Origin of the sequence: Streptomyces sp. NPDC087845 (assembly GCF_044742755.1) — a bacterium.
GTDB lineage: Bacteria > Actinomycetota > Actinomycetes > Streptomycetales > Streptomycetaceae > Streptomyces.
The window spans coordinates 27,042-51,693 of record NZ_JBIUVC010000017.1; the positions used below are offsets into that span (position 1 = coordinate 27,042).

At 69.6% G+C, this 24,652-nt stretch carries 24 protein-coding genes; 17 read left to right on the forward strand and 7 right to left on the reverse strand.

The window, feature by feature from the left end; translation table 11 throughout:
* The first annotated feature begins 455 nt into the window (after window positions 1–455).
* The 12 genes from glyA to ACIOMQ_RS32850 all read left to right on the forward strand — a co-directional run bounded on the left by glyA (window position 456) and on the right by ACIOMQ_RS32850 (window position 11,809).
* Window positions 456–1,721 carry a serine hydroxymethyltransferase gene (gene glyA, locus ACIOMQ_RS32795; RefSeq protein WP_362204649.1) on the forward strand — a complete coding sequence of 422 codons (1,266 nt, stop codon included), beginning with the start codon at window positions 456–458 and terminating at the stop codon, window positions 1,719–1,721.
* Between the two features lie 92 nt (window positions 1,722–1,813).
* Window positions 1,814–3,217, forward strand: coding sequence for an MraY family glycosyltransferase (locus tag ACIOMQ_RS32800; RefSeq protein ID WP_362204652.1), 1,404 nt, complete (start codon window positions 1,814–1,816; stop codon window positions 3,215–3,217).
* 262 nt (window positions 3,218–3,479) lie between these two features.
* On the forward strand, window positions 3,480–3,917 hold the full coding sequence (locus tag ACIOMQ_RS32805; RefSeq protein ID WP_362204655.1) for a hypothetical protein: 438 nt from the start codon (window positions 3,480–3,482) through the stop codon (window positions 3,915–3,917).
* A 210-nt stretch (window positions 3,918–4,127) separates the two neighbouring features.
* Window positions 4,128–4,964: a F0F1 ATP synthase subunit A gene (gene atpB, locus ACIOMQ_RS32810; protein ID WP_072484168.1), complete on the forward strand. Its 837-nt coding sequence runs from the start codon at window positions 4,128–4,130 to the stop codon at window positions 4,962–4,964.
* A 72-nt stretch (window positions 4,965–5,036) separates the two neighbouring features.
* Window positions 5,037–5,270 (forward strand): F0F1 ATP synthase subunit C, encoded by a 234-nt coding sequence (locus ACIOMQ_RS32815; RefSeq protein ID WP_072483720.1) that lies wholly within the window; start codon window positions 5,037–5,039, stop codon window positions 5,268–5,270.
* 37 nt (window positions 5,271–5,307) lie between these two features.
* Window positions 5,308–5,853 carry a F0F1 ATP synthase subunit B gene (locus ACIOMQ_RS32820; protein ID WP_072483719.1) on the forward strand — a complete coding sequence of 182 codons (546 nt, stop codon included), beginning with the start codon at window positions 5,308–5,310 and terminating at the stop codon, window positions 5,851–5,853.
* Complete coding sequence (locus ACIOMQ_RS32825; RefSeq protein ID WP_362204659.1) at window positions 5,850–6,665, forward strand: F0F1 ATP synthase subunit delta; 816 nt, start codon at window positions 5,850–5,852, stop codon at window positions 6,663–6,665. Before ACIOMQ_RS32820 ends, ACIOMQ_RS32825 begins: the two co-directional genes overlap by 4 nt.
* 138 nt (window positions 6,666–6,803) lie before the next feature.
* The gene (gene atpA / locus ACIOMQ_RS32830; protein WP_362204662.1) at window positions 6,804–8,375 is read left to right on the forward strand and encodes a F0F1 ATP synthase subunit alpha; all 1,572 of its coding nucleotides are present in this window, start codon (window positions 6,804–6,806) and stop codon (window positions 8,373–8,375) included.
* A 3-nt stretch (window positions 8,376–8,378) separates the two neighbouring features.
* On the forward strand, window positions 8,379–9,293 hold the full coding sequence (locus ACIOMQ_RS32835; RefSeq protein ID WP_362204665.1) for a F0F1 ATP synthase subunit gamma: 915 nt from the start codon (window positions 8,379–8,381) through the stop codon (window positions 9,291–9,293).
* Window positions 9,293–10,735, forward strand: coding sequence for a F0F1 ATP synthase subunit beta (gene atpD / locus ACIOMQ_RS32840; RefSeq protein WP_401261006.1), 1,443 nt, complete (start codon window positions 9,293–9,295; stop codon window positions 10,733–10,735). The genes ACIOMQ_RS32835 and atpD overlap by 1 nt, the downstream gene beginning before the upstream one ends.
* A 111-nt stretch (window positions 10,736–10,846) precedes the next feature.
* Entirely contained in the window at window positions 10,847–11,221 is a 375-nt protein-coding gene (locus ACIOMQ_RS32845; protein ID WP_362204671.1) for a F0F1 ATP synthase subunit epsilon, read from the forward strand.
* Between the two features lie 141 nt (window positions 11,222–11,362).
* Window positions 11,363–11,809 (forward strand): DUF2550 domain-containing protein, encoded by a 447-nt coding sequence (locus ACIOMQ_RS32850; RefSeq protein WP_362205003.1) that lies wholly within the window; start codon window positions 11,363–11,365, stop codon window positions 11,807–11,809.
* A gap of 159 nt (window positions 11,810–11,968) precedes the next feature.
* Here the strand turns inward: ACIOMQ_RS32850 and ACIOMQ_RS32855 are convergent, their stop codons facing one another.
* The 3 genes from ACIOMQ_RS32855 to ACIOMQ_RS32865 form a co-directional block, all read right to left on the reverse strand.
* Window positions 11,969–13,846 carry a glycoside hydrolase family 18 chitinase gene (locus tag ACIOMQ_RS32855; RefSeq protein ID WP_362204674.1) on the reverse strand — a complete coding sequence of 626 codons (1,878 nt, stop codon included), beginning with the start codon at window positions 13,844–13,846 and terminating at the stop codon, window positions 11,969–11,971.
* 169 nt (window positions 13,847–14,015) lie between these two features.
* The gene (locus tag ACIOMQ_RS32860; RefSeq protein WP_362204677.1) at window positions 14,016–14,666 is read right to left on the reverse strand and encodes a response regulator transcription factor; all 651 of its coding nucleotides are present in this window, start codon (window positions 14,664–14,666) and stop codon (window positions 14,016–14,018) included.
* Entirely contained in the window at window positions 14,663–15,859 is a 1,197-nt protein-coding gene (locus ACIOMQ_RS32865; RefSeq protein WP_401261648.1) for a sensor histidine kinase, read from the reverse strand. The genes ACIOMQ_RS32860 and ACIOMQ_RS32865 overlap by 4 nt, the downstream gene beginning before the upstream one ends.
* A 151-nt stretch (window positions 15,860–16,010) precedes the next feature.
* On the opposite strand from ACIOMQ_RS32865, the gene ACIOMQ_RS32870 reads away from it, so the two are divergent.
* Window positions 16,011–16,553: a hypothetical protein gene (locus tag ACIOMQ_RS32870; RefSeq protein WP_401753997.1), complete on the forward strand. Its 543-nt coding sequence runs from the start codon at window positions 16,011–16,013 to the stop codon at window positions 16,551–16,553.
* Between the two features lie 54 nt (window positions 16,554–16,607).
* On the opposite strand, the gene ACIOMQ_RS32875 is transcribed toward ACIOMQ_RS32870, so the two are convergent.
* From ACIOMQ_RS32875 to ACIOMQ_RS32885, 3 genes are read right to left on the reverse strand one after another with little or no spacing between them, the layout of a single operon-like run.
* The gene (locus tag ACIOMQ_RS32875; RefSeq protein WP_362204683.1) at window positions 16,608–17,180 is read right to left on the reverse strand and encodes a cob(I)yrinic acid a,c-diamide adenosyltransferase; all 573 of its coding nucleotides are present in this window, start codon (window positions 17,178–17,180) and stop codon (window positions 16,608–16,610) included.
* 13 nt (window positions 17,181–17,193) lie between these two features.
* Entirely contained in the window at window positions 17,194–17,943 is a 750-nt protein-coding gene (locus ACIOMQ_RS32880; protein WP_402191516.1) for an ABC transporter permease, read from the reverse strand.
* Window positions 17,943–18,734, reverse strand: a complete 792-nt coding sequence (locus ACIOMQ_RS32885) for an ABC transporter ATP-binding protein (protein ID WP_401985313.1) — start codon at window positions 18,732–18,734, stop codon at window positions 17,943–17,945. Before ACIOMQ_RS32885 ends, ACIOMQ_RS32880 begins: the two co-directional genes overlap by 1 nt.
* A gap of 84 nt (window positions 18,735–18,818) precedes the next feature.
* Between ACIOMQ_RS32885 and ACIOMQ_RS32890 the strand changes: the two genes are divergently transcribed.
* The 4 genes from ACIOMQ_RS32890 (at window position 18,819) to ACIOMQ_RS32905 (ending at window position 23,747) form a co-directional block, all read left to right on the forward strand.
* The gene (locus ACIOMQ_RS32890; RefSeq protein ID WP_362204692.1) at window positions 18,819–19,460 is read left to right on the forward strand and encodes a TetR/AcrR family transcriptional regulator; all 642 of its coding nucleotides are present in this window, start codon (window positions 18,819–18,821) and stop codon (window positions 19,458–19,460) included.
* Window positions 19,461–19,625: 165 nt separating this feature from the next.
* Window positions 19,626–20,474: a 3-hydroxyacyl-CoA dehydrogenase family protein gene (locus ACIOMQ_RS32895; protein ID WP_362204695.1), complete on the forward strand. Its 849-nt coding sequence runs from the start codon at window positions 19,626–19,628 to the stop codon at window positions 20,472–20,474.
* A 236-nt stretch (window positions 20,475–20,710) separates the two neighbouring features.
* A complete protein-coding gene (locus tag ACIOMQ_RS32900; RefSeq protein WP_250967584.1) occupies window positions 20,711–21,034 on the forward strand; it encodes an STAS domain-containing protein in 324 nt (107 codons plus the stop codon).
* A 229-nt stretch (window positions 21,035–21,263) separates the two neighbouring features.
* Window positions 21,264–23,747 carry an ATP-binding protein gene (locus ACIOMQ_RS32905; protein ID WP_402191518.1) on the forward strand — a complete coding sequence of 828 codons (2,484 nt, stop codon included), beginning with the start codon at window positions 21,264–21,266 and terminating at the stop codon, window positions 23,745–23,747.
* Between the two features lie 120 nt (window positions 23,748–23,867).
* Here ACIOMQ_RS32905 and nucS read toward each other — a convergent pair whose 3' ends face one another.
* Window positions 23,868–24,539, reverse strand: a complete 672-nt coding sequence (gene nucS, locus ACIOMQ_RS32910) for an endonuclease NucS (RefSeq protein ID WP_402191521.1) — start codon at window positions 24,537–24,539, stop codon at window positions 23,868–23,870.
* Window positions 24,540–24,652 lie beyond the last annotated feature (113 nt).

Genomic DNA, 24,652 nt, shown 5'->3' on the forward strand with positions numbered 1-24,652 from the left:
CGCAGCGCGCCGAAGCCGGGGAGGCCCGCTGGGGCCGAGCGGTGCGAGGGGCGCGTCGGGAATGGTGTTCGACCAGGCCCTCGACCCGGTCGTCACCGCCCTGACGGGCATTACGGCCGACCGCTGAGGACGCGGCTCTGCCGCCCGTCCCGACGGCCGGAGGCCGGCGCAGCGCGCCGAAGCCGGGGAGGCCCGCTGGGGCCGAGCGGTGCGAGGGGCGCGTCGGGAATGGTGTTCGACCAGGCCCTCGACCCGGTCGTCACCGCGCTCACCGGCGGGTCGGCCCCGCGCTGAAGGACGGGCGCGCCCGCGCCACTCCGACAGCCGTACGCGGGGCCCGGGTACAGGGGGCCCAACGGGTGTACGACGTCGCCGCACAGCGGGCAGCAGGGCCTTCCCGGGCCTACATTTGGAGTTGTCGCCAGCGCACCCCTCCCCAGGCCCGGAGCCGTCAGATGCCGGTCACCACTCCTGCCGCACCCCCCTCCGACACCGGGACCACCCTGCCGCAGGACTTCGGCGCCCTGCTGCGGGAGGACCCGGAGATCGGGGCCGTACTGCTGGGCGAACTGCACCGGCAGTCGACCACCCTCCAGCTGATCGCCGCCGAGAACTTCACCTCGCCCGCGGTCCTCGCCGCCCTCGGCTCACCGCTCGCCAACAAGTACGCCGAGGGCTACCCCGGTGCCCGGTACCACGGCGGCTGCGAGCAGGCCGACGCCGCCGAACGCATCGCCTGCCGACGGGCCACCTCGCTGTTCGGCGCCGAACACGCCAACGTCCAGGCGCACTCCGGCTCCTCCGCCGTCCTCGCCGCGTACGCGGCCCTGCTGCGCCCCGGCGACACCGTCCTGGCGATGGGACTCCCGTACGGCGGACACCTCACCCACGGCTCACCAGCCAACTTCTCCGGCCGCTGGTTCGAGTTCATCGGATACGGGGTCGACTCCGAGAGCGGCCTGATCGACTACGAGCAGGTGCGCACCCTGGCCCGTGCGCACCGCCCCAAGGCGATCGTCAGTGGCTCGATCTCGTACCCCCGCCACCCCGACTACGAGCTCTTCCGGGAGATCGCCGACGAGGTGGGCGCGTATCTCATCGCCGACGCCGCCCACCCGATGGGGCTGATCGCCGGGGGAGCGGCACCGAGCCCGGTGCCGTACGCCGATGTGGTCTGCGCGACCACGCACAAGGTGCTGCGCGGCCCGCGCGGCGGGATGATCCTGTGCGGTGCGGAGCTGGCCGAACGGATCGACCGGGCGGTCTTCCCCTTCACCCAGGGCGGCGCGCAGATGCACACCGTCGCCGCGAAGGCCGTCGCGTTCGGGGAGGCGTCGACACCCGCGTTCACGGAGTACGCCCACCGGGTGGTGGCCCACGCGCGGGTGCTGGCCGCCGGTCTGGAGGCCGAGGGCTTCGAGGTCACCACGGGCGGCACGGACACCCACCTGATCGTCGCGGACCCGGCTCCGCTCGGCACCGACGGACCCACCGCCCGCGCCCGGCTGGCGGCGGCGGGCCTGGTGCTGGACACCTGTGCGCTTCCGTACGGGGACGCCCGGGGCATCAGGCTCGGCACCGCGGCCGTCACCACCCAGGGCCTGGACGACACCGACATGGCGCGGCTGGCGGTGCTCTTCGGCGCGGCGGTACGTGAGGAGGGCGACATCCGGGCGGCGGTCCGGGAGCTGGCCCGGAAATATCCGCCGTATCCGGGGTAGACGTGATCGGTGCAACCGTCCGCCCGGTCTCCGTGTCCTCAACCATGAGCCCGACGTAGTTAAGGTGTGGGCTGAGATGGCCGGCGAAATCTGTGGGGCAGCCCGTGCGTGATTACCTGCTGACGCTCTGTGTCACGGCTGCGGTGACCTATCTGCTGACCGGCCCGGTGCGAAAGTTCGCCATCGCGGTCGGGGCGATGCCCGCGATCCGTGCGCGTGACGTCCACCGAGAACCGACACCGCGGCTCGGTGGCATCGCCATGTTCGGCGGACTGTGCGCGGGACTGATCGTCGCGGCCCATCTGTACAACCTCGACGGCGTCTTCCAGCTCTCCAACGAGCCGCGGGCGCTGCTCTCCGGGGCCGCGCTGATCTGGCTGATCGGTGTCCTGGACGACAAGTTCGAGATCGACGCACTGATCAAGCTCGGCGGGCAGATGATCGCCGCCGCGGTCATGGTCATTCAGGGCCTGACGATCCTGTGGCTGCCGATCCCCGGCGTCGGCACCGTCGCGCTCACCCAGTGGCAGGGCACGCTGCTCACGGTGGCCCTGGTGGTCATCACCATCAACGCGGTCAACTTCGTCGACGGTCTGGACGGTCTCGCGGCGGGCATGGTGTGCATCGCCTCCGCCGCGTTCTTCCTGTACACCTACCGGCTCTGGTACGGGCACATGATCGAGGCGGCGGCCCCCGCGACGCTGTTCACGGCGATCCTGATGGGCATGTGCCTGGGCTTTCTGCCCCACAACATGCACCCGGCCAGGATCTTCATGGGCGACTCGGGGTCGATGCTGATCGGTCTCGTGCTGGCGGCCGGCGCGATCTCCGTCACCGGGCAGGTCGACCCGGACACGATGAAGCTCTTCGCGGGCAGCGAGCGCGAGGCCACCCAGGCGATGCTGCCGGTCTTCATTCCGCTGCTGCTGCCGCTGACCATCATCGCGATCCCGGCCGCCGACCTGGTGCTGGCGATCGTGCGGCGTACCTGGAACGGCCAGTCGCCGTTCGCGGCGGACCGCGGGCACCTGCACCACCGGCTCCTGGAGATCGGTCATTCGCACAGCAGGTCCGTGCTGATCATGTACTTCTGGTCGGCCCTGATCGCCTTCGGCGCGGTCGGCTACTCGGTCCACTCGGCGTCCCTGTGGATCGTGCTGGTCGTCATGGGGCTGAGCGCGCTGGGCCTCGTAGTGCTGCTGATGCCCCGGTTCACCCCGCAGACGCCGTACTGGGCGGAACGGTTCGTACCGCCTCGCTACCGCAGGCACCGGGTCAGGGGCGAGGTGCCCGAAGCGGAACCGTCATCTCCGGCGGCAGCGTCATCTCCGGACGAGGCCCAACAGCGGTCCGCGGAAACGCAGATGGGGCAGGAGGGGCAGGAGCTCCAGGAGAGGGCCCCGATCGCCGTGGGAGTCTCCGGCGTCAACGGGGCGACTGCGATCGGCCCCCGTTCGCGTTTTTCGGACAGAGATAAGGCCGATTCTTCGCGTTGACGATTCGGTCATCGAGGGGCAATACCAGACAAGACATTGAGTTGTCTTGCTCACACGGGCAGATTCACCCTCACGTGTGACAGTAGGCACACTTTCTTGGTAAAGACCTCATCAAATAGTTTGTGATACCGTTCACGAAGCCCGGTGACGGAGTTGAAGGACCTGAGTACCACGGTCCATCGGCCCGAGGCATCGACTCGGACCGGGCCTACGCTCGTCCATGACGACACACTGCCCACCCCCTCCAAGCGGAGCTGCCGCCATGCCGTCCAACGACGTCCGGACTCTCCTCCAAGCCGCCGTACCCACCGCTGTCGCCGGTGCTGTCGCCGCCGCGATCAGTGGTGGCGTGGCCGGCGGCAAGGGAGCCCTGGGCGCGGTCGTTGCGACGATCGTGGTGATTCTCTTCATGGGGATCGGACTCATGGTCCTGCAGCGGACCGCGCGGTCCCTGCCCCACCTGTTCCAGGCGATGGGGCTGATGCTCTATACGACTCAGCTTCTCCTGCTGTTCATCTTCGTCGCCGTATTCAAGAACACCACCATGTTCAACCCGAGGGCCTTCGCGATCACGCTGGTCGCGACGACTCTCGTGTGGATCGGCGCACAGACGCGTGCGCACATGAAGGCCAAGATCCTTTACGTCGAACCCGAGTCCGACAAGGGCGAGAAGCCCAAGAACACTGGGTCGAAGACGTGAAGGGTAGGGGCGGAATAAGTGCAAGTCCGGGACCCTGCTATCGTCCGGTTCCAACTGCGGCACTGCGGGCGCGGGCATGTGAGCTGACGCCTGCTCGATCGCGAGGCTCAATGCCTGACTGCCGCTCACACATCCGTAACACCAGTCCAGTGCCGAACCGCGGCTTCGCGCCGCGCCGACACAACGAGGTTGCCGTACCTATGCGCCACGCTGAAGGAGCCCGCGGTGAGTGCTGACCCGACACAGGTGCTCGCCTTCGAGACCGATTGCCACATCTTCTCCGGTTGTGGTTTCCCGGGTCCTGGCTTGCACTCTTTCCTGTTCGAGCCGATCTTCGGTGACGCGGACAGCAACATCTACTTCAACAAGACGATGCTGCTGGCGCTCCTCGGTACGGTCATCATCGTCGGCTTCTTCTGGGCCGCCTTCCGTAAGCCGAAGGTCGTTCCGGGCAAGCTGCAGATGGTCGCCGAGGCCGGATACGACTTCGTACGCCGCGGCATCGTCTACGAGACGCTGGGCAAGCGCGAGGGCGAGAAGTACGTCCCGCTGATGGTCTCGATCTTCTTCTTCGTGTGGATGATGAACCTCTGGTCGATCATCCCGCTCGCCCAGTTCCCGGTGACGTCGATCATCGCGTACCCGGCCGCTCTGGCCTTGATCGTCTACGTCCTCTGGATGAGCGTCACCTTCAAGAGGCACGGTTTCGTCGGCGGCCTCAAGAATCTGACGGGTTACGACAAGTCGCTCGGCGGGGTTCTGCCGCTGATCATGGTCATCGAGTTCTTCTCGAACGTCCTGGTCCGCCCCTTCACGCACGCGGTCCGACTCTTCGCGAACATGTTCGCGGGTCACACGCTGCTGCTGCTCTTCACCATCGCCAGCTGGTACCTGCTGAATGGCATCGGTATCGCCTACGCGGGTGTGTCGTTCGTGATGGTCATCGTGATGACGGCCTTCGAGCTCTTCATCCAGGCCGTTCAGGCATACGTCTTCGTGCTCCTGGCGTGCACCTTCATCCAGGGCGCTGTCGCCGAGCACCACTGATCGCGCCTCCCATACCCCCAGTCGTCCGGTGGCCAACCCCCGCCGGTCCGTGAAAGAGAAGGAAGAACTGGCATGTCCCAGACCCTTGCCGCCGTCACCGGTTCCCTCAGCTCCGTTGGTTACGGCCTGTCCGCCATCGGCCCCGGCGTCGGCGTCGGCATCATCTTCGGTAACGGCACGCAGGCTCTCGCCCGTCAGCCCGAGGCTGCCGGCCTGATCCGCGCCAACCAGATCCTCGGCTTCGCCTTCTGTGAGGCGCTCGCCCTGATCGGTCTGGTCATGCCGTTCGTCTACCCGACCTCCTGACTGGTCGGGAACAGACCATTCGACGGAAGGCACTGACGTGAACCCTCTGGTTCAGCTCGCGGCGGAGAAGCCGGAAAACCCGCTTGTCCCGCCGATCCCTGAGCTCGTCATTGGCTTCATCGCCTTTGTCATCGTCTTCGGCTTCCTCGCCAAGAAGCTCCTCCCGAACATCAACAAGGTTCTGGAAGAGCGTCGCGAGGCCATCGAAGGCGGTATCGAAAAGGCCGATGCGGCCCAGACCGAGGCCCAGAGCGTGCTTGAGCAGTACAAGGCTCAGCTCGCCGAGGCCCGCCACGAAGCCGCGCGCCTGCGCCAGGAGGCTCAGGAGCAGGGCGCCGTGATCCTGCAGGAGATGCGGGCGGAAGGCCAGCGGCAGCGTGAGGAGATCATCGCTGCCGGCCACGCCCAGATCGAGGCCGACCGCAAGGCCGCTGCTTCGGCGCTGCGCCAGGACGTGGGCAAGCTCGCCACCGACCTGGCCGGCAAGCTCGTCGGCGAGTCCCTGGAGGACCACGCCCGGCAGAGCGGCACCGTCGACCGTTTCCTCGACGAGCTCGAGGCGAAGGCCGAGGCTGTCCGATGAACGGCGCGAGCCGCGAGGCACTGGCTGCCGCACGTGAGCGTCTCGACGCGCTGACCGACAGCACGTCGGTCGACGCGGCGAAGCTCGCCGAGGAGCTGGCCGCCGTCACGGCGCTGCTCCAGCGCGAGGTCTCACTGCGACGGGTCCTGACCGACCCGTCGCAGGCCGGCGAGGCCAGGGCCGAGCTGGCCGGACGACTGCTGCGCGGTCAGGTGGGCGGCGAGACCGTCGACCTGATCTCGGGCATGGTCCGCTCCCGCTGGTCCCAGTCGCGCGACCTGGTCGACTCGGTCGAGGAACTGGCGAACATCGCAGACCTCACCGCCGCCCAGCGCAGCGGAGACCTGGACGACGTGGAGGACGAGCTGTTCCGGTTCGGCCGGATCGTCGCCTCCGACAAGGAGCTGCGCGCAGCGCTCACCGGCAAGTCCGGGTCCGCCGCCGCCAAGGGCGAGCTGCTCGGCAGCCTGCTCGGCGGCAAGGCACGGCCCGCCACCGAGCGCATCGTCGTGCGGCTTGTGACCCAGCCGCGTGGACGTAGCCTTGAAGCGGGACTCGAGTCCCTCTCCAAGCTCGCCGCGGAGCGCCGGGACCGCATGGTCGCCGTGGTCACCTCGGCAGTGCCGCTGAGCGATCAGCAGAAGCAGCGCCTCGGCGCCGCACTGACGAAGATCTACGGCCGGCCGATGCACCTGAACCTCGATGTGGACCCCACGGTCCTCGGCGGGATCGCGGTGCGGGTCGGTGACGAGGTCATCAACGGAACCATCGCGGAGCGCCTCGAAGAGGCGAGCCGTCGCATGGCCGGCTGACGAGCACAGCGCAGCAACAGAACAGAGCAAGACCAGCGGCCCGGTTGGGCCGTGCAGAAATTGCAGAAGATTCCTGGGGGTCGGCCCCCAGACCCCCTTAAGAAACTTCGGGCCCAACAAGGAGAGCAGGGAACCCAGATGGCGGAGCTCACGATCCGGCCGGAGGAGATCCGGGACGCGCTGGAGAACTTTGTCCAGTCGTACAAGCCGGACGCGGCCTCGCGCGAGGAGGTCGGTACGGTCAGCGTTGCCGGCGACGGCATCGCGAAGGTCGAGGGTCTTCCCTCGGCCATGGCGAACGAGCTGCTGAAGTTCGAGGACGGCACCCTCGGTCTCGCCCTCAACCTTGAGGAGCGCGAGATCGGTGCGATCGTTCTCGGCGAGTTCAGCGGCATCGAAGAGGGCCAGCCGGTGCAGCGCACCGGTGAGGTGCTCTCCGTCGGTGTGGGCGAGGGCTACCTCGGCCGCGTCGTCGACCCGCTCGGCAACCCGATCGACGGTCTCGGCGAGATCGCGACCGACAGCCGCCGCGCCCTCGAGCTGCAGGCCCCTGGCGTCATGGTCCGCAAGTCGGTGCACGAGCCGATGCAGACCGGCTACAAGGCCGTCGACGCCATGGTGCCGATCGGCCGCGGCCAGCGTCAGCTGATCATCGGCGACCGTCAGACGGGTAAGACCGCTCTGGCCGTCGACACGATCATCAACCAGCGCGACAACTGGCGCTCGGGCGACGTGAACAAGCAGGTGCGCTGCATCTACGTCGCCATCGGTCAGAAGGGTTCCACCATCGCCTCCGTGCGTGGTGCCCTGGAAGAGGCCGGCGCGCTCGAGTACACGACCATCGTCGCCGCTCCGGCGTCCGACCCGGCCGGCTTCAAGTACCTTGCGCCGTACACCGGTTCGGCCATCGGCCAGCACTGGATGTACCAGGGCAAGCACGTCCTGATCATCTTCGACGACCTCTCGAAGCAGGCCGACGCCTACCGCGCCGTGTCGCTTCTGCTGCGCCGTCCGCCGGGCCGCGAGGCCTACCCGGGCGACGTCTTCTACCTCCACTCGCGTCTGCTGGAGCGCTGCGCCAAGCTCTCCGACGAGATGGGCGCCGGTTCGATGACGGGCCTCCCGATCGTCGAGACCAAGGCGAACGACGTGTCGGCGTTCATCCCGACCAACGTCATCTCCATCACCGACGGCCAGTGCTTCCTGGAGTCCGACCTGTTCAACGCCGGCCAGCGGCCGGCCCTGAACGTCGGTATCTCGGTCTCCCGTGTCGGTGGCTCCGCTCAGCACAAGGCGATGCGCCAGGTCTCCGGCCGGCTCCGTGTCGACCTTGCCCAGTACCGCGAGCTGGAGGCGTTCGCCGCCTTCGGTTCCGACCTGGACGCGGCCTCGAAGGCGTCGCTGGAGCGCGGTAAGCGCATGGTCGAGCTGCTGAAGCAGCCGCAGTACCAGCCGTACCCGGTCGAGGAGCAGGTCGTCTCCATCTGGGCCGGCACCACCGGCAAGATGGACGACGTCCCGGTCGCGGACATCCGTCGCTTCGAGAGCGAGCTGCTGGAGTACCTGCGCCGTGAGCGCAAGGACCTCCTGACCAGCATCGCCGAGGGCGCCAAGATGTCCGACGACACGCTGCAGTCGGTCGCCGACGCGGTCGCCGCCTTCAAGCAGCAGTTCGAGACCTCGGACGGCAAGCTCCTGGGCGAGGGCTGATCGATGGGCGCTCAGCTTCGCGTTTACAAGCGCCGCATTCGCTCCGTCACCGCCACGAAGAAGATCACCAAGGCGATGGAGATGATCGCCGCTTCGCGCATCGTCAAGGCGCAGCGCCAGGTGGCGGCGTCGACGCCGTACGCGACCGAGCTCACCCGCGCGGTGACCGCGGTGGCGACCGGCTCCACCACCAAGCACCCGCTGACCACCGAGGCCGACGCTCCGGCGCGGGCCGCGGTCCTGCTCATCACGAGCGACCGCGGTCTGGCCGGCGGTTACTCCTCCAACGCCATCAAGGCCGCGGAGCGACTGACCGAGCGTCTGCGCGGTGAGGGCAAGGAGGTCGTCACGTATGTGATCGGCCGCAAGGGTGTCGCCTACTACGGATTCCGCGAGCGCAAGGTCGAGGATTCGTGGACGGGCTTCACCGACAGCCCGACGTACGCGGATGCGAAGCGGGCTGCGGCCCCGCTGATCGAAGTGGTCACCAAGGAGACCGCCGAGGGCGGCGTGGACGAGCTGCACATCGTCTTCACGGAATTCGTGTCGATGATGACGCAGAACCCGGTGGACGACCGGATGCTGCCGCTCAGCCTCGGCGCTGCGAAGGAGGAGGAGGGCAAGGGCGAGATCCTGCCGCTCTTCGACTTCGAGCCGTCGGCGGAGGACGTCCTCGACGCCCTGCTTCCGCGGTACGTCGAGAGCCGGATCTACAACGCGCTGCTGCAGGCCGCTGCTTCCGAGCACGCTGCCCGCCGCCGCGCGATGAAGTCGGCCACCGACAACGCCGGTGAGCTCATCAAGAGCCTCTCCCGGCTTGCCAACGCGGCCCGCCAGGCCGAAATCACCCAGGAAATCAGCGAGATCGTCGGTGGTGCCAGTGCGCTGGCCGACGCGACCGCGGGGAGTGACAAGTAATGACGACCACAGTTGAGACGGCCGTTGCCACGGGCCGCGTCGCCCGGGTCATCGGCCCGGTCGTCGACGTGGAGTTCCCCGTCGACGCGATGCCGGAGATCTACAACGCGCTGACCGTCCAGGTGGCCGACCCGGCCGAGGACGGCAAGCTCAAGAAGCTGACCCTCGAGGTCGCGCAGCACCTCGGTGACGGCCTGGTCCGCGCCATCTCGATGCAGCCCACCGACGGTCTGGTCCGCCAGGCCCCGGTGACCGACACGGGCACCGGCATCACGGTCCCGGTCGGCGACATCACCAAGGGCAAGGTGTTCAACACCCTTGGCGAGATCCTGAACAAGCCCGAGGCCGAGGCCGAGGTCACCGAGCGCTGGCCGATCCACCGCAAGGCGCCCAACTTCGACCAGCTCGAGTCCAAGACCGAGATGTTCGAGACCGGCGTCAAGGTCATCGACCTGCTCACCCCGTACGTCAAGGGTGGAAAGATCGGTCTGTTCGGTGGTGCCGGTGTCGGCAAGACCGTGCTGATCCAGGAAATGATCTACCGCGTGGCCAACAACCACGACGGTGTGTCGGTGTTCGCCGGTGTCGGTGAGCGCACCCGTGAGGGCAACGACCTCATCGAGGAAATGGCCGACTCGGGCGTCATCGACAAGACGGCGCTCGTCTTCGGTCAGATGGACGAGCCGCCGGGCACGCGTCTTCGTGTGGCGCTGGCCGGTCTGACCATGGCGGAGTACTTCCGCGATGTGCAGAAGCAGGACGTGCTCTTCTTCATCGACAACATCTTCCGGTACACCCAGGCCGGCTCCGAGGTGTCCACCCTGCTCGGCCGTATGCCGTCCGCGGTGGGTTACCAGCCGAACCTGGCCGACGAGATGGGTCTGCTGCAGGAGCGCATCACGTCGACCCGCGGTCACTCGATCACCTCGATGCAGGCGATCTACGTCCCCGCGGACGACCTGACCGACCCGGCCCCGGCCACCACGTTCGCCCACCTCGACGCGACGACGGTTCTCTCCCGTCCGATCTCCGAGAAGGGCATCTACCCGGCCGTGGACCCGCTGGACTCCACGTCCCGGATCCTGGACCCGCGTTACATCACGCAGGACCACTACGACACCGCCATGCGGGTCAAGGGAATCCTGCAGAAGTACAAGGACCTCCAGGACATCATCGCCATTCTCGGTATGGACGAGCTCGGCGAGGAGGACAAGCTCACGGTCTTCCGCGCCCGTCGCATCGAGCGCTTCCTGTCGCAGAACACCCACGTCGCCAAGCAGTTCACCGGCGTGGAGGGTTCGGACGTTCCGCTCGACGAGTCGATCGCCGCGTTCAACGCGATCGCCGACGGTGAGTACGACCACTTCCCGGAGCAGGCGTTCTTCATGTGCGGTGGCATTGAGGACCTCAAGGCCAACGCCAAGGAGCTCGGCGTCTCCTGAGCCCATGGCTCACCGAGGGGGACGGGGTGCGTCCCGTCCCCCTCACCACGCCCCGTAGAATTGACCCAACACCCGGCTTGAACGGCCGGGTGGTGACCCGAGGAGCCACCCTTGGCTGCTGAGCTGCACGTCGAGCTGGTCGCCGCGGACCGCAGTGTCTGGTCCGGCGAGGCCACCCTGGTCGTCGCGCGCACCACGTCCGGCGACATCGGCGTCATGCCCGGTCACCAGCCGCTTCTGGGTGTGCTGGAATCGGGCCCGGTGACGATCCGTACGAGCGATGGCGCGACCGTGGTCGCCGCGGTGCACGGCGGTTTCATCTCGTTCGCGGACGACAAGCTCTCGCTGCTCGCGGAGATCGCGGAGCTGGCGGACGAGATCGATGTCCAGCGCGCCGAGCGTGCGCTGGAGCGCGCGAAGTCGGACACGGACGCCGTTTCCGAGCGGCGCGCCGAAGTGCGACTGCGTGCGGTGGCGGTGCGCTAGCGCACCGCCACGACGTAGCTTTACCCTCAGCCGCGGCCCGAGCTGGAGACCACTCCAGACCGTGCCGCGGCTGAGGCGATGCAGGTGCAGTTGTGTTTCTGGTGGTATCCGTTACTCGACGACGCGAGGAGGTCGGTGGAGATGTTCCTCGCGCTGTGGGTGGGCGGGCTGGTCGTCGCACTGGTCGCGGTTGGACTCTTCGTCTTCGGTCTGCGCCGGCGGCTGATTCAGCGCTCCGGCGGGACCTTCGACTGCAGCCTGCGATGGAACGTGCCGGAGGAGCCCGATCTCTCGGGCAAGGGCTGGGTGTACGGGGTCGCCCGGTACAGCGGCGACCGGATCGACTGGTTCCGGGTCTTCTCGTACGCTCTCCGCCCGCGGCGGATCCTGGAGCGTTCCGCGATCGAGGTGGTCGCCCGCCGACTGCCCGAGGGCGAGGAGGAGCTGGCGCTCCTGTCCGACGCCGTGGTGCTCGGCTGTCTTCATCGGGGGACCCGCCTGGAGCTGGCCATGAGCGAGGACGCGCTGACCGGGTTCCTCGCCTGGCTGGAGGCGGCTCCGCCCGGCCAGCGGGTCAACGTGGCTTGAGCGGGGGCCTGGCTGGAAGCGGTGCCTCCCGGGGCCAGGTCCGGGGAGGGCCGACGCGGCCCGAGGGCCCGTACGGCACCGCGCGAAAAACCGGGGAGACAGGGGGCGGACCCGTCTCCCCGGCTGCTTTCCGGGGTGGTGCGCGGTACTGAGTGGGGATTACTTCAGACCGTTGCTGATCGCGCCGACGAGTTCGCCGTTGGTGGTGTCACCGCTGAACTCCCAGAAGAACGCGCCTCCCAGGCCCTGGCCCTTCGCCCAGGTCATCTTGGACGCGATGGTGGCCGGGGTGTCGTAGCTCCACCAGTTGGTGCCGCAGTGCGCGTACGCCGTGCCGGCGATCGTGCCGGTGGTCGGGCAACTGGTCTTGAGGACCTTGTAGTCCTCGATGCCCGCCTCGTATGTGCCGGGGGCAGCGCCGGTGGCGGTGCCGCCGGGAGCGTCCTGCGTGACGCCGGTCCAGCCGCGGCCGTAGAAGCCGATGCCGAGCAGCAGCTTCGAGGCGGGAACACCCTGCGCCTTCAGCCTGGCGATGGCGTCGGCGGAGTTGAATCCGGCCTGCGGGATGCCGTTGTAGGAGGTCAGCGGGGAGTGCGGGGCGGTCGGGCCCTTCGCGTCCCAGGCGCCGAAGAAGTCGTACGTCATCACGTTGTACCAGTCCAGGGACTGGGCGGCGCCCGCGTAGTCGGTGGCGTCGATCTTGCCACCGGTGGAGGCGTCGGCGGTGATGGCGGCCGTCACCAGGTTGTTGCTGCCGAACTTCGTGCGCAGCGCCGAGGTGATGCCCTTCAGTGCGGCCGGGCCGCTGGTGTCACAGGTCAGGCCGCAGGCGTTGGGGTACTCCCAGTCGATGTCGATGCCGTCGAAGACATCGGCCCAGCGGGGGTCCTCCACCAGGTCGTAGCAGGACTGGGCGAACGCCGCCGGGTTCTTCGCGGCCTCGCCGAAGCCGCCGGACCAGGTCCACCCGCCGAAGGACCACAGGACCTTGATGTTCGGGTACTTCGCCTTGAGCTTGCGCAGCTGGTTGAAGCTGCCGCGCAGCGGCTGGTCCCAGGTGTCGGCGACGCCGTCGACGGACTTGTCGGCGGTGTACGCCATGTCGTAGTCGGCGTAGGAGTCACCGATCGCGCACTTGCCGCCGGTGACGTTGCCGAAGGCGTAGTTGATGTGCGTGATCTTCGCGGCCGAACCCGAGGTGTCCAGGTTCTTGACGTGGTAGTTCCGGCCGTAGACACCCCAGTCGGTGAAGTAGCCGAGGTTGACCTTGCCGCCGGTGCCGGGGTCGGGGTTGCCGCCGCCACCGGTGGTGTGGACCTTGACCGCGCCGCTGACCGGACCGGTCTGGTCGGCGGTGTCACGGGCCTGCACGGTGTAGGAGTAGTCGGTGCCCGCGGTGAGTCCGGTGTTGGTGTACGTCGTACCGGTGACGGTGGCGACGACGGCGCCGTCGCGCAGCACGTCGTAGTTCTTGATGCCGTTGTCGTCGGTCGCCGCGGTCCAGCTCAGCTTGACCGAGGTGTCGGTGATGGAGCCGGCGGTGGGGGTGCCCGGTGCGGAGGGGGCGTTGTCGCCGGGGACGCTGCCGCCGTCGCAGGAGGCGCCGTTCAGCTTGCAGCCGGTGGGGGCGCCGGAGCCGGTGCCGTTGAAGCCGAAGGAGATGCTGGCGCCCGGTGCGACCGAGCCGTTCCAGCCGAGGTTCTTGGCGGTCCAGTGGGTTCCGGAGCCGGTGACGGTGGCGTCCCAGGCGGAGCCGACCGCGGTGCCCGAGGGGAAGTCCCACTCGATGGTCCAGGAGGAGAGGGCGGTGGTGCCGGTGTTCTTCACCGTCCACTGGCCCTCGAAGCCGCTGCCCCAGTCGGACTTCTTGAGATAGGTGGCGGTTGCCGAGGTGGCGGCTTCGGCGGGGGAGGCCAGGCCGACCATGGCGGCGAGCGGAAGAAGCAGTGCGGTGAGGCCCGCGACCGCTCTGGATCTGGTGGCTCTGCCGGTCCCGAGTCTGAATCGGGTCCGGCGTAGGGGGGTTTCAGTGCTCAACGGTGCTCCTCGGGTGAGGTCCGGACAAACGGGGGTGGTCCGTGGACTGCAAACCCTGCGCCGCCCTGAGCACGCCTTGTCATGGCGCACTCACCGCAGTGTGCTCGGTGAGATTAGGAAGGTCTGGACCAATCGTCAAGAGGTCCAGACCAAAGTTTGCCGGTGCACTTCAGATGCCCAACTCCTGCGCCAGCACGGCCGCCTGAACCCGGCTGCGCAGCTCCAGCTTGCCCAGCAACCTGCTGACGTGCGTCTTCACGGTCGCCTCGGCCATCGAGAGCCGGACCGCGATCTCGGCATTCGACAGCCCCGCGCCGAGACAGCCGAGCACCTCCCGCTCCCGTCGGGTGAGGGCGTCGAGCACCGCCGGATCGGTCGTGCTCGCCCGCCGGACGGGGGCGGCTCCGGCGAACTCCGCGATCAGACGGCGCGTCACGGCCGGGGCGATCAGCCCCTCGCCGCGCGCCACCGTGCGTACCGCTTCGAGCAGATCGCGCGCATCGGTGTTCTTCAGCAGGAAGCCCGCCGCACCGGCCCGCAACGCCCCGAAGACGTACTCGTCCAGATCGAACGTCGTCAGCACCAGTACATCCGCGAGATCCTCGGCCACCACCTGCGCGGTCGCCGACACCCCGTCGAGCCGCGGCATCGACACGTCCATCAGCACCAGATCCGGCCGCAGTTCGCGGGCCAGCCGCACCGCCTGCTCGCCGTCCCCGGCCTCGCCCACGACCTCGATGTCCGGCGCGCTGCGCAGAATGAGCACCAGCCCCGCCCGGACGGCCGACTGGTCCTCGGCGACCACCACCCGGATCGTCATGCCCTCACACTCCCTTCGTCCACGGGCAGTTCGGCCCGTACCCGCCAGATCGGCGTTCCGTCGCCGGAGCCCACCGGACCCGCCTCGATCGCTCCGCCCAGCAGCGCCACCCGCTCCCGCATCCCCACCAGACCGGCCCCCGACCCGGGTGCGCGCGGCCCGGGGCGGTCCCCGAAGGCGCTGCTGACCTCCACGGTGAGCAGTCTTCCGGCCCGCCCGAGCCGCACCAGGACCGGGCCGGGCGCGGCATGCTTGAGCGCGTTCGTCAGCGACTCCTGGACGATCCGGTACGCGGCCAGCTCGACCGGTGCGGGCAGCGGGCCCCGCTCGTCGCGGGTGTCCTCGAAGGCGCAGGTCAGCCCGCTGGACGCGGCGTTCGTCCGGGCCTGCCCGACCAGTGCGTCCAGCGAGGCGAGCGTCGGCGAGGCGCTCGGTTCCCGGTCCGCGCCGCCGGTGCGCAGCAGCCCGATCAGCCGGCGCATCTCGGCGAGACCGTCGACGCTGTTCTCCCGGATCACCCCCAGCGCCTCGCGCGAGGTCTCCGGCTCGTCGATGGAGAGCGCGGCGGTGGAGTGGATGGCGATGGCGGACAGGTGGTTGGCCACCATGTCGTGCAGCTCGCGGGCCATCCGGGCGCGCTCGGCGGCCACCGCCTGGGCGCGGTCCATCTCGGCCAGCAGCGCGGTCTGATCGGCGCGCAGCCGGGCGGCCTCGGCGGCGTCCCGGTGGTTGCGGACACTGGCCCCGGTGATGGCGGGCCCGAACGAGACGATCCCGGTGACGACGCCGATGAGCAGCGCCTGCGGATTGCGGAACCACGCCAGGAACCCGATCGTGACCGCGACCGTGATCAGGAACGTGGTCACCGGGATGCGGCGGGCGGCGGACGGCGTCCCGTACAGCACGGCCGCGTACATCAGGTCGGTGAACAGCAGCACCGTCGCCAGATTCCCGACCGTGAACTGATCCGCGAGCAGCGCGAGCGTGCCGAGGACCAGTGCCGTCTGCGGGGCGGTCCTGCGCACCAGCGCGAGGACCGAGACGACGGCGAGCGGCAGCAGGGAGACCCAGGGCGCGACGAAGGCCCGGTCGCCCTGCATGCGCAGCCCGAGCACCCACAGGGACAGGCCGCCGACCAGGCCGGTGGCGGCGATGAGCACGTCGTGGCGGTGCGGGCGGGCGAAGGAGAGCACCCTCCCATCCAACACGGCGGCCCCGCCCCGGTCCTCCCTACCGGGGGTGAGGCACCGGTACATCGAAGGATGCAGTCGCGGTTCGTCACCGGCGACGACGATTCCGGGCGCCCCGGCCGGAAGGCTGGAGGGGACGGGAAGGAGAAGTGCTGTGATCGTCGTGCTGATCGTGCTCTGCGAAGTCGCCTTCTGGGTGCTGCTGGCCGCGGGGCTGGTGCTGAGGTACCCGGCGAAGAAACCGCGGCTGGGCGCGGCCGTGCTGCTGTGCGAGCCGCTGCTGGAGGTCGTGCTTCTGGTGGTGACGGCCGTCGACCTGAAGAACGGGGCGGAGCCCGACTGGAAGCACGGACTCGCCGCGGTCTACATCGGCTTCACGGTGGGGCTCGGCCACTCCACGATCCGCTGGATCGACGCCCGGTTCGCCCACCGCTTCGCGGGCGGACCGCCGCCGGTGCGGCCGCCGAAGTACGGGATGGAGCGCGCGGCGCACGAGTGGCGGACCGCGGCGCGGTGGACGGTCGCGGCAGTGGTGGCGCTGGCGCTGCTGCAGGCGGCGATCTGGTACGTGGGCGGGGACGGGGACGTGACGTCGCTGCAGGCGTGGCAGCAGAAGATGCTGTTCGTGATCGGGCTCAACGTGGTCATCGCGGGGAGCTACACGCTGTTTCCGAAACGGGAGCCGGCGGGGCGCTGAGGGGCCGGACGGGCTCGGCTGCCGAGCCCGTCCGGCGCCTTCGTCACGCGGTGGCTACCGCTCGCCGCCCGGTACCCACAGCACGTCGCCGACCTCCTTGTTCGCCGTCCTCGCGAGGATGAACAGCAGGTCGGAGAGCCGGTTGAGATACGTCGCCGTCAGCGCGTTCATCACGTCGGCGTGCACCTCCAGCGCCGCCCAGGTGGACCGCTCGGCGCGCCGGACCACCGTGCACGCCTGGTGCAGCAGCGCCGCCCCCGGCGTACCGCCCGGCAGGATGAAGCTGCGCAGCTTCTCCAACTGCTCCAGGTAGTGGTCGCAGTCCGCCTCCAGCTTGTCGACGTAGCTCTGCTCGACCCGCAGCGGCGGGTACTTCGGGTTCTCGGCGACCGGCGTCGACAGATCCGCGCCCACGTCGAACAGGTCGTTCTGGACGCGGACGAGGACCTTCACGACGTCCTCGGGGAGCTGCCCGAGTGCGATCGCCGTACCGATGACGGCGTTGGCCTCATTGGTGTCCGCGTACGCGGAGATCCGCAGATCGGTCTTGGCGGTCCGGCTCATGTCGCCGAGGGCGGTGGTGCCCTGATCGCCGGTGCGGGTGTAGATACGTGTCAGATTGACCATGCCGCCAGCGTAGTTAGGCACCGGCCCGGCGGAAGGCACGTGTGCCCGCCGCCACGGCCGACAACGCGAAGGCGAGCGCCATCAGCACTCCGTACAGCATGTGCGTGGTGGTGTACGAACCCACGTACGCGTCCCGTACCGCGTCCACCAGGTAGCGGAACGGCATGCAGTGCGAGATGACGTCCAGCCATGCCGGGCCGAGCGTCATCGGCAGCATCAGGCCGGAGAGCAGCATCGAGGGCATGGTGAGCGCGTTGATGACCGGGCCGAACTCCTGCGGTGTACGGACCTTCATGGCCAGCGCGTACGACAGCGAGGCCAACGCGACCGTCAGCACACCGACGAACGCGAAGCCGATCAGCACTCCGGGCAGCGGGGCGCGCAACCCCATGACCAGCGCGGCGAGCACGAGCACGACCGCCTGGAACACGAAGAGTAAGGCGTCCCGCAGGACCCGGCCCAGCAGCAGTGCGAGCCGGCTGACCGGTGTCACCCGCATCCGCTCCACCACACCGGCCGATTTCTCCAGGATGATCGAGAATCCGGCGAACGAGGCTCCGAAGAGGGCGAGTTGGAGCAGGAGTCCGGGTACCAGAACCTGCCAGGAGTCGCCGGCCGAACCGAGCGGCAGGTCCCTGAGGAGCGGGCCGAAGAAGAGCAGGTACAGCAGCGGCATCAGCACGCCGAAGAGGATCTGGAACCGGGAGCGCAGGGTCTGGCGGGCGTACCGGCCGAAGATCAGCGCGGTGTCGTGGAGAAGCATCAGCGGTCCTGAAGGGCGAGAGGGGCGGTGTCGGCGGGCGCGGGGGTGCGGCCGGTGATCGCGAGGAAGGCGTCCTGGAGGGAGGCGGCGGGGGAGCCCGCGTGTTCGGTCTTCAGCGCGGTCGGGGTGCCCTCCGCCACCACGGCGCCCCGGTCGATCACGACGAGCCGGTCCGCGAGCGCGTCCGCCTCGTCGAGGTAGTGGGTGGTGAGGACGACGGTCGTGGCGAAGTCGTCGCGCAGGCGGCGCACCAGGTCCCAGAGGTCGGCACGGCTGCCCGGGTCGAGTCCGGTGGTGGGCTCGTCGAGGAAGAGGACGGCCGGGCGGTGGGTGAGGCCCATCGCGATGTCCAGGCGCCGGCGCTGACCGCCGGAGAGCGTGCCGCACCTGCGCCCCAGCAGCTCGGTCAGGCCGAGGTCGGCGGCGAGTGCGGCGGCACGGGCGACGGCGTCCGCGCGCGGCAGCCGGTAGAGCCGGGCCTGGGTGACCAGTTCCTCCCGCACGGTGATGTGCGGGTCGACACCGCCGGACTGTGCGACGTACCCGCACTTCTCGCGGACCCCGGCCGGGTCGGCGGTCAGATCGCATCCGGCGACGGTGGCCGTTCCGCCGGTGGGGGCGAGCAGCGTGGTGAGCATGCGCAGGGTGGTGGTCTTGCCCGCCCCGTTGGGGCCGAGGAGGCCGACGATCTCGCCTGTCCGGACCGTCAGGTCGACTGACCGTACGGCGTGCACCGGGCCGTTCTTGCTGTCGAAGGTCCGGGCGAGCCCGGCCGTGCTGATGATTGGCATAGTGACTACAAAAACAGAGTCGCCTAAAAATTGCAATGGCACCAATTTTCCATCGACTCACCCGGCGGGCCCTACGATGAGGCCATGGCTGAGGGACTCAGGGAACGCAAGAAACGGCAGGCCAGGCAGCACATTTCGGACCTCGCGACCGGGCTGTTCCTGGAGCGCGGCTTCAACGCCGTGACCGTCGCCGAGGTCGCCGAGCTGGCGGATGTCTCCGTGAACACGGTGTACAACTACTTCCCCGCCAAGGAGGACCTCTTCCTCGACCGGATGAAGGGCGTCACCCAGCGCGTGGCCCGGTTCATCCGCGCCCGCGACAAGGGCGAGTCGGCGGCCGAGGCGGTCCTGCGGGAGCTGCGGGCCGCGGTCGTCGCCGTGTCGCCGGAGCTCGGCCTGATGGACGGCTTCGCCGACTTCATGCGGGTCGTCGAGGAGGCGCCCACCCTCCAGGCGCGGCTCAGCCACCTCCAGCGGGAGGTGCTGGACGCGGTCGTCACCACTCTCCGCGAGGAGGTCGACGCCGCGGAGGACGACCCGCTGCCCGGCCTCGTCGGCGGTCAGATCGCCTGGATCGAGGGGGCGGTCGTCGGCTACGTCGGCCAGGAGATGACGGCCGGCCGCAAGGCGGTCGACGTCTCGCGCGACGCGCTCGCCCTGCTCGACGAGATCGAGGAGCTCCTCGGCGAGAAGGTCCTCAACTACGCCCGGCGCGCCGCCGTATGACGTGTGCCGGTGTGATGTCCGTCATGTGAGACGTGACGCGCATCTCTTCACGGACACAGGGCCCCTCACGGGTACTAATCTCCGCCGGAGAGCATGTGAACAAGTGTGAGGACCGGCCGTGCAGGGACCAACTGCAGAGGCGAACAGGAATTGAGGGGTGCACACGTGGCCAGGAAGCTCGCCGTCATCGGAGCCGGACTCATGGGATCCGGCATCGCGCAGGTCTCCGCCCAGGCGGGCTGGGACGTCGTGCTGCGCGATGTCACCGACGAGGCACTGACCCGTGGGCGGGACGGCATCAGGGCCTCGTACGACAAGTTCGTCTCCAAAGGCAAGTTGGAGGCGGCCGACGCCGATGCCGCGCTCGCCCGCATCACGACCACCACCGACCTCGACGCGGTCGCCGACGCGGATGTCGTCGTCGAGGCCGTCTTCGAGAAGCTGGAGGTCAAGCACGAGATCTTCCGGGCCCTCGACAAGATCGTCCGGGACGACGCCGTCCTCGCCTCCAACACCTCCGCCATCCCGATCACGAAGATCGCGGCGGTGACGGAGCGCCCCGAGCGCGTCGTCGGTGTGCACTTCTTCTCGCCGGTCCCGATGATGCAGCTCTGCGAACTCGTGCGCGGCTACAAGACCAGTGACGAAACCCTCGCCACCGCACGGGAGTTCGCCGAGTCCGTCGGCAAGACCTGCATCGTCGTCAACCGCGACGTGGCCGGCTTCGTCACCACCCGGCTCATCTCGGCGCTGGTCGTCGAGGCCGCCAAGCTGTACGAGTCGGGTGTCGCCTCGGCCGAGGACATCGACATCGCCTGCAAGCTGGGCTTCGGCCACGCGATGGGGCCCCTCGCCACCGCGGACCTGACCGGCGTCGACATCCTGCTGCACGCCACGAGCAACATCTACACCGAGTCGCAGGACGAGAAGTTCGCCGCGCCGGAGCTGATGCGCCGGATGGTGGACGCAGGTGACATCGGCCGCAAGAGCGGGCAGGGCTTCTACACGTACTGATCTTTTTCGGTCCTCCGGTTGCCTGATCTGCCGTCGGTCAGGCCCGGAGGCCCGGGGGGCGTCTCCCGGAGCCGGTGGGCCCGCAGGGGTCCCTGCCGGGCCGCGGTCACTCCACGGAGTGAATTCGGTATCGGTTCGCTCACAGACGGCAACTTCCCTGTCTCCGCCGCAGTCAGTTGTGGGAGAGACAGAACAGACAGACGAACCTTGCTACGGAGTAATCCCGGGGAGCGCATATGCACATCAGGGGCGACCACGCCGAGCTGGTCGTCGGGGGCCGCCTCGACGTCCGAAGCGCGGCGGACGCCCGTACGGTCCTGCACTCGGCCCTCGACGACGGAGTCGGCGACCTGGTGCTCGACCTGACCGAGCTGGATTCCTGGGACGCCACCGGCCTCGGCGTCATCATGGGCGCACACCGCCGGGCCGGACGGGCCGGGCGACGGCTGGTGCTCCGCGGCGTGCCGCCGCAGATGCAGCGCCTGCTGGTGGCGACCCGGCTGCACCGCATCCTGGCCATCGAGGGCGGGATCGCCGCCGACTCCCTGCCGCGCGTGTAGGGGCTGCCCGGCCTCGGCAGCGCGACGCGGCCGAGGGTGCACAATCCGCACGAGCATGTGCGCTTCGGGCGGCGTGGACCCCCGACTGTGCGGGGGCACCGTGCGACGGTCTAGGGTTCGGCCGTCCGCCGATTGACGGGACCCACCGGGCGGACACCGGACCAGAAGCGACAGCAGGGCGTGCGGCCGGGAGGGGCAATCGTGCGCGACGCGTCTGGGGGCTTTGGCGATGGACCCGACACACCGGGGGCCGGAAGAGTACGGCCGGGACAACGACGGCATCGGCGAGGCGGCCGGCCGACGGCGGCCGTCACGCGATCCACTGGCTCCGGATTTCGGTCAGCAAACGCCGCAGCAGGCGCGCGTGGTCCGGCTCATATCGGGCGACTACCTCCTCACCGTCAACCCCGTCGACGGCAGCGAGGTCGAGCTGTGCCCGCCGGGGGAGCGGCCCGACCCGCCGGCCCGGCGCACCGCCGCCGAGCGCGCCGACCGGGAACGCGCCACCGCGCCACCCGTGCCACCGGGGCCGCCCGCCCCGCAACTGCCTCTCCTGGAGCGCGCGGAAGAACGCGAACGGCTGGCGCGCCTGCTGGCCCGCGGCCGCTCGGTGCGGCTCACCGGGCCCGCCGGATCCGGCCGTACGGCCCTGCTGAACGCCGTCGCCGCCGACTGCGCGGACCTCGCACCGGACGGAGTCGTCCGGCTCTGCGGCCACAAGCGGACCGCCACCGACCTGCTGCACGGGCTCTACGAGGCCGTCCACGACGCACCGCTGCACCGGCCCGACCGCACCGGACTCCTCGAAGCGGTACGGGGCATCGGCGCCGTCGTCGTACTCGACGACCTGGAGTTCGGCGGTGCCGCCCTGGAGGAGCTGCTCGACGCCACGCCCGAGTGCGCGTTCCTGTTCGCGACGACTCCGGACGTCGCCGCACCCACCGCGGACTCGTACCTCGAAGAGGTCTTCCTCGCGGGCCTCGGCCGCGGCTCGTCGATCGAACTGCTGGAACAGGTCGTCGAGCGTCCGCTCACCGACGAGGAGGCCAACTGGGCGGGCGACCTCTGGTTCGAGTCCGAGGGGCTGCCGCTGCGCTTCGTCCAGGCGGGCGCCCTGCTGCGCCAGCGCGACATGGCGCGCAGCGACCCCGAGGCGTACGGCGGCCCCGACGCCCGGCCCGTCGAGGCGCCCTTCGGGCACGACGAGGACACCGACGGCGTGCACATACCGCTGCCCAGCCTCGGTGAGGGCGCGGCGCCCGCCCCGCTCCTCGCCTCGCGGCTGAGCGGACCCGCCCGCGACACCCTGCGCTTCGCGGTCGCACTCGGCGGCGAGGTGCCGCACCAGGCGCATCTCCCGGCTCTCGTGGGGGACACCCACGCCGACGCCGCGCTCGGCGAACTGGCCGGCTGCGGACTGCTCTCCCCGGCCGGTCCCCGCTACCGGCTGGCCGCCGGAGTCACCGCCCAGCTGGCGGCCGCCGGATACGGCGACGACAGCACCGACCGGGCCCGGACGGCGGCCCAGCACTACGCCTGGTGGGCCGGGCATCCCTCGGTCACGCCCGCACGGGTGACCGCCGAGGCCGACGCCGTCGTCGCGGCCATGGCACAGCTCGTCCCCGGCGACGGGGCGGGGCAGACCAGCGCCGCCGTGCTGCTGGCCCGCAGCGCCTCTCCCGCCTTCGCCGCCGGACTGCACTGGGGCGCCTGGGAGCGGGCCCTGCGGCTCGGCCAGGAGGCGGCCAGGATCGCCGGAGAGGTCGCCGAAGAGGCGTACTTCCACCATGAGTTGGGCGTCCTCGCCCTCTGCGCCGGCAATCCGGACCGGGCCAGGGCGGAGCTGGAGACATCGATCAGCATGCGCGGGGCGCTCGCCGACAAGTCGGGCGCGGTGGCCGGACGACGCGCGCTCGCCCTGGTCGCGGACCGCTCCGGTGGCCCGCTGCCGGGCGTCCTCGCGCCGGTGGGCGACGAGGTACCGGTCCCGTGGCCCGAAGAGCCGGTGCGGCCGTCCGTTGGGCCGACACCGCCCGTGGCACAGACGTTGTCGCGGTCGTACGCGGACGCCACCGTGGTGATGGCGAAGCAGAGCGGCCCCGGTGCCGCCGGAGGTGCGCGGGGAGGCCGGCTCGCGGTACTGGGCAAGGCCCGTCGCAATCTCGTCGCGGCGTGCGCGGGCGTGCTCCTGGCCGGTGTGCTCGGCACGGTGGTGGTCCTGGGGCTGACCTCCGGCGACGGCGGTGCCCAGGGGGATCCGGGTGTCACGACCGAGGAGCCGGCGGACCGGGGCGACAGCGGGGACGAGGCCCCGGCCGACGGGCCGACGGACGGTTCGGCCCCCGCCGATCCGGCGTCCAGCGGCGGCGAGGCGACGCCGGGCCCGTCGGGCAGCGAGGCCGCGCCGAGCGGGAGCGGTACGCCGTCCACCGGCTCGACGGAGCCGGGCGGCACCCCCTCGTCGCCCCCGCCGGCCGACGACAAGCCGTCGCCGACGAAGCCGCCCACGTCGCCCGGGCCGACGGGGTCCACGCCGACGAAGCCGAGCAGCCCGACTCCGAGCCCGACGGACACCGGCTCCCCGACCCCGACGGAGACGGAGACGGAGCCCGAGCCGACCTCTCCGGACACCTCCGACTCGGCGAGCGGGCCCTCCTTGTCGTCCTCACCGTCGGCGGCCGCGAGCGCGGACAGCGGTCCGGCGGTGGCCTGACCGCCCCGAAGAAGCCGAAAGCCGAACGCCGGACGTGGTGTGCACGTCCGGCGTTCGGCGTCCGAGGAAGTCCGGAGGGGTTCAGCGGTCCGGAGGGGTTCAGAAGAGTAGTCGCAGAGGTCAGAACAGCCGCAGCTTGTCGTCCTGGATGCCGCGCAGCGCGTCGTAGTCGAGCACCACGCAGCCGATCCCGCGGTCCGTCGCCAGGACCCGCGCCTGCGGCTTGATCTCCTGCGCCGCGAAGATCCCCTTCACGGGAGCGAGGTGCGGATCGCGGTTGAGCAGCTCCAGATAGCGGGTCAGCTGCTCCACGCCGTCGATGTCGCCGCGCCGCTTCAGCTCCACGGCCACGGTCTGCCCGTCGGCGTCGCGGCACAGGATGTCGACCGGTCCGATCGCGGTGAAGTACTCCCGGCGGATCAGGGTGTAACCCTCGCCGAGTGTCTCGATCCGGTCAGCGAGCAGCTCCTGCAGATGTGCTTCGACGCCGTCCTTGATGAGGCCCGGATCGACGCCCAGCTCGTGGGAGGAGTCGTGGAGGATCTCCTCCATCGTGATGATCAGTTTCTCGCCCGCTTTGTTCACCACCGTCCAGACGCCCGCGGTGTCGTCGGCGCCCTCCTTGAGGGTGCAGGGCGGTGACATCCAGTTGAGGGGTTTGTACGCCCTGTCGTCGGCGTGGATCGACACGCTCCCGTCCGCCTTCACCAGGATCAGACGGGGAGCGGAGGGCAGGTGGGCCGTGAGCCGGCCGGCGTAGTCCACGGAGCAGCGGGCGATGACGAGACGCATGGTCGGCAACGCTACTCGACGACGGGTGCTCCACGCGATTCTCCCCTTCCTTCCGCGACCGCCCGGACCGGGCCCCATCGGGCTTGCCCCTCTTTGCTCCCCTTCGTTATTGG

Coding starts and splice junctions, on each gene's coding strand:
- glyA (WP_362204649.1), top strand. CDS start 456: ATGCCGGTCACCACTCCTGCCGCACCCCCCTCCGACACCGGGACCACC.
- ACIOMQ_RS32805 (WP_362204655.1), top strand. CDS start 3,480: ATGCCGTCCAACGACGTCCGGACTCTCCTCCAAGCCGCCGTACCCACC.
- ACIOMQ_RS32815 (WP_072483720.1), top strand. CDS start 5,037: ATGTCCCAGACCCTTGCCGCCGTCACCGGTTCCCTCAGCTCCGTTGGT.
- ACIOMQ_RS32825 (WP_362204659.1), top strand. CDS start 5,850: ATGAACGGCGCGAGCCGCGAGGCACTGGCTGCCGCACGTGAGCGTCTC.
- atpA (WP_362204662.1), top strand. CDS start 6,804: ATGGCGGAGCTCACGATCCGGCCGGAGGAGATCCGGGACGCGCTGGAG.
- ACIOMQ_RS32835 (WP_362204665.1), top strand. CDS start 8,379: ATGGGCGCTCAGCTTCGCGTTTACAAGCGCCGCATTCGCTCCGTCACC.
- atpD (WP_401261006.1), top strand. CDS start 9,293: ATGACGACCACAGTTGAGACGGCCGTTGCCACGGGCCGCGTCGCCCGG.
- ACIOMQ_RS32850 (WP_362205003.1), top strand. CDS start 11,363: ATGTTCCTCGCGCTGTGGGTGGGCGGGCTGGTCGTCGCACTGGTCGCG.
- ACIOMQ_RS32860 (WP_362204677.1), bottom strand. CDS start 14,666: ATGACGATCCGGGTGGTGGTCGCCGAGGACCAGTCGGCCGTCCGGGCG.
- ACIOMQ_RS32875 (WP_362204683.1), bottom strand. CDS start 17,180: ATGGTCAATCTGACACGTATCTACACCCGCACCGGCGATCAGGGCACC.
- ACIOMQ_RS32880 (WP_402191516.1), bottom strand. CDS start 17,943: ATGCTTCTCCACGACACCGCGCTGATCTTCGGCCGGTACGCCCGCCAG.
- ACIOMQ_RS32885 (WP_401985313.1), bottom strand. CDS start 18,734: ATGCCAATCATCAGCACGGCCGGGCTCGCCCGGACCTTCGACAGCAAG.
- ACIOMQ_RS32890 (WP_362204692.1), top strand. CDS start 18,819: ATGGCTGAGGGACTCAGGGAACGCAAGAAACGGCAGGCCAGGCAGCAC.
- ACIOMQ_RS32900 (WP_250967584.1), top strand. CDS start 20,711: ATGCACATCAGGGGCGACCACGCCGAGCTGGTCGTCGGGGGCCGCCTC.
- ACIOMQ_RS32905 (WP_402191518.1), top strand. CDS start 21,264: ATGGACCCGACACACCGGGGGCCGGAAGAGTACGGCCGGGACAACGAC.
- nucS (WP_402191521.1), bottom strand. CDS start 24,539: ATGCGTCTCGTCATCGCCCGCTGCTCCGTGGACTACGCCGGCCGGCTC.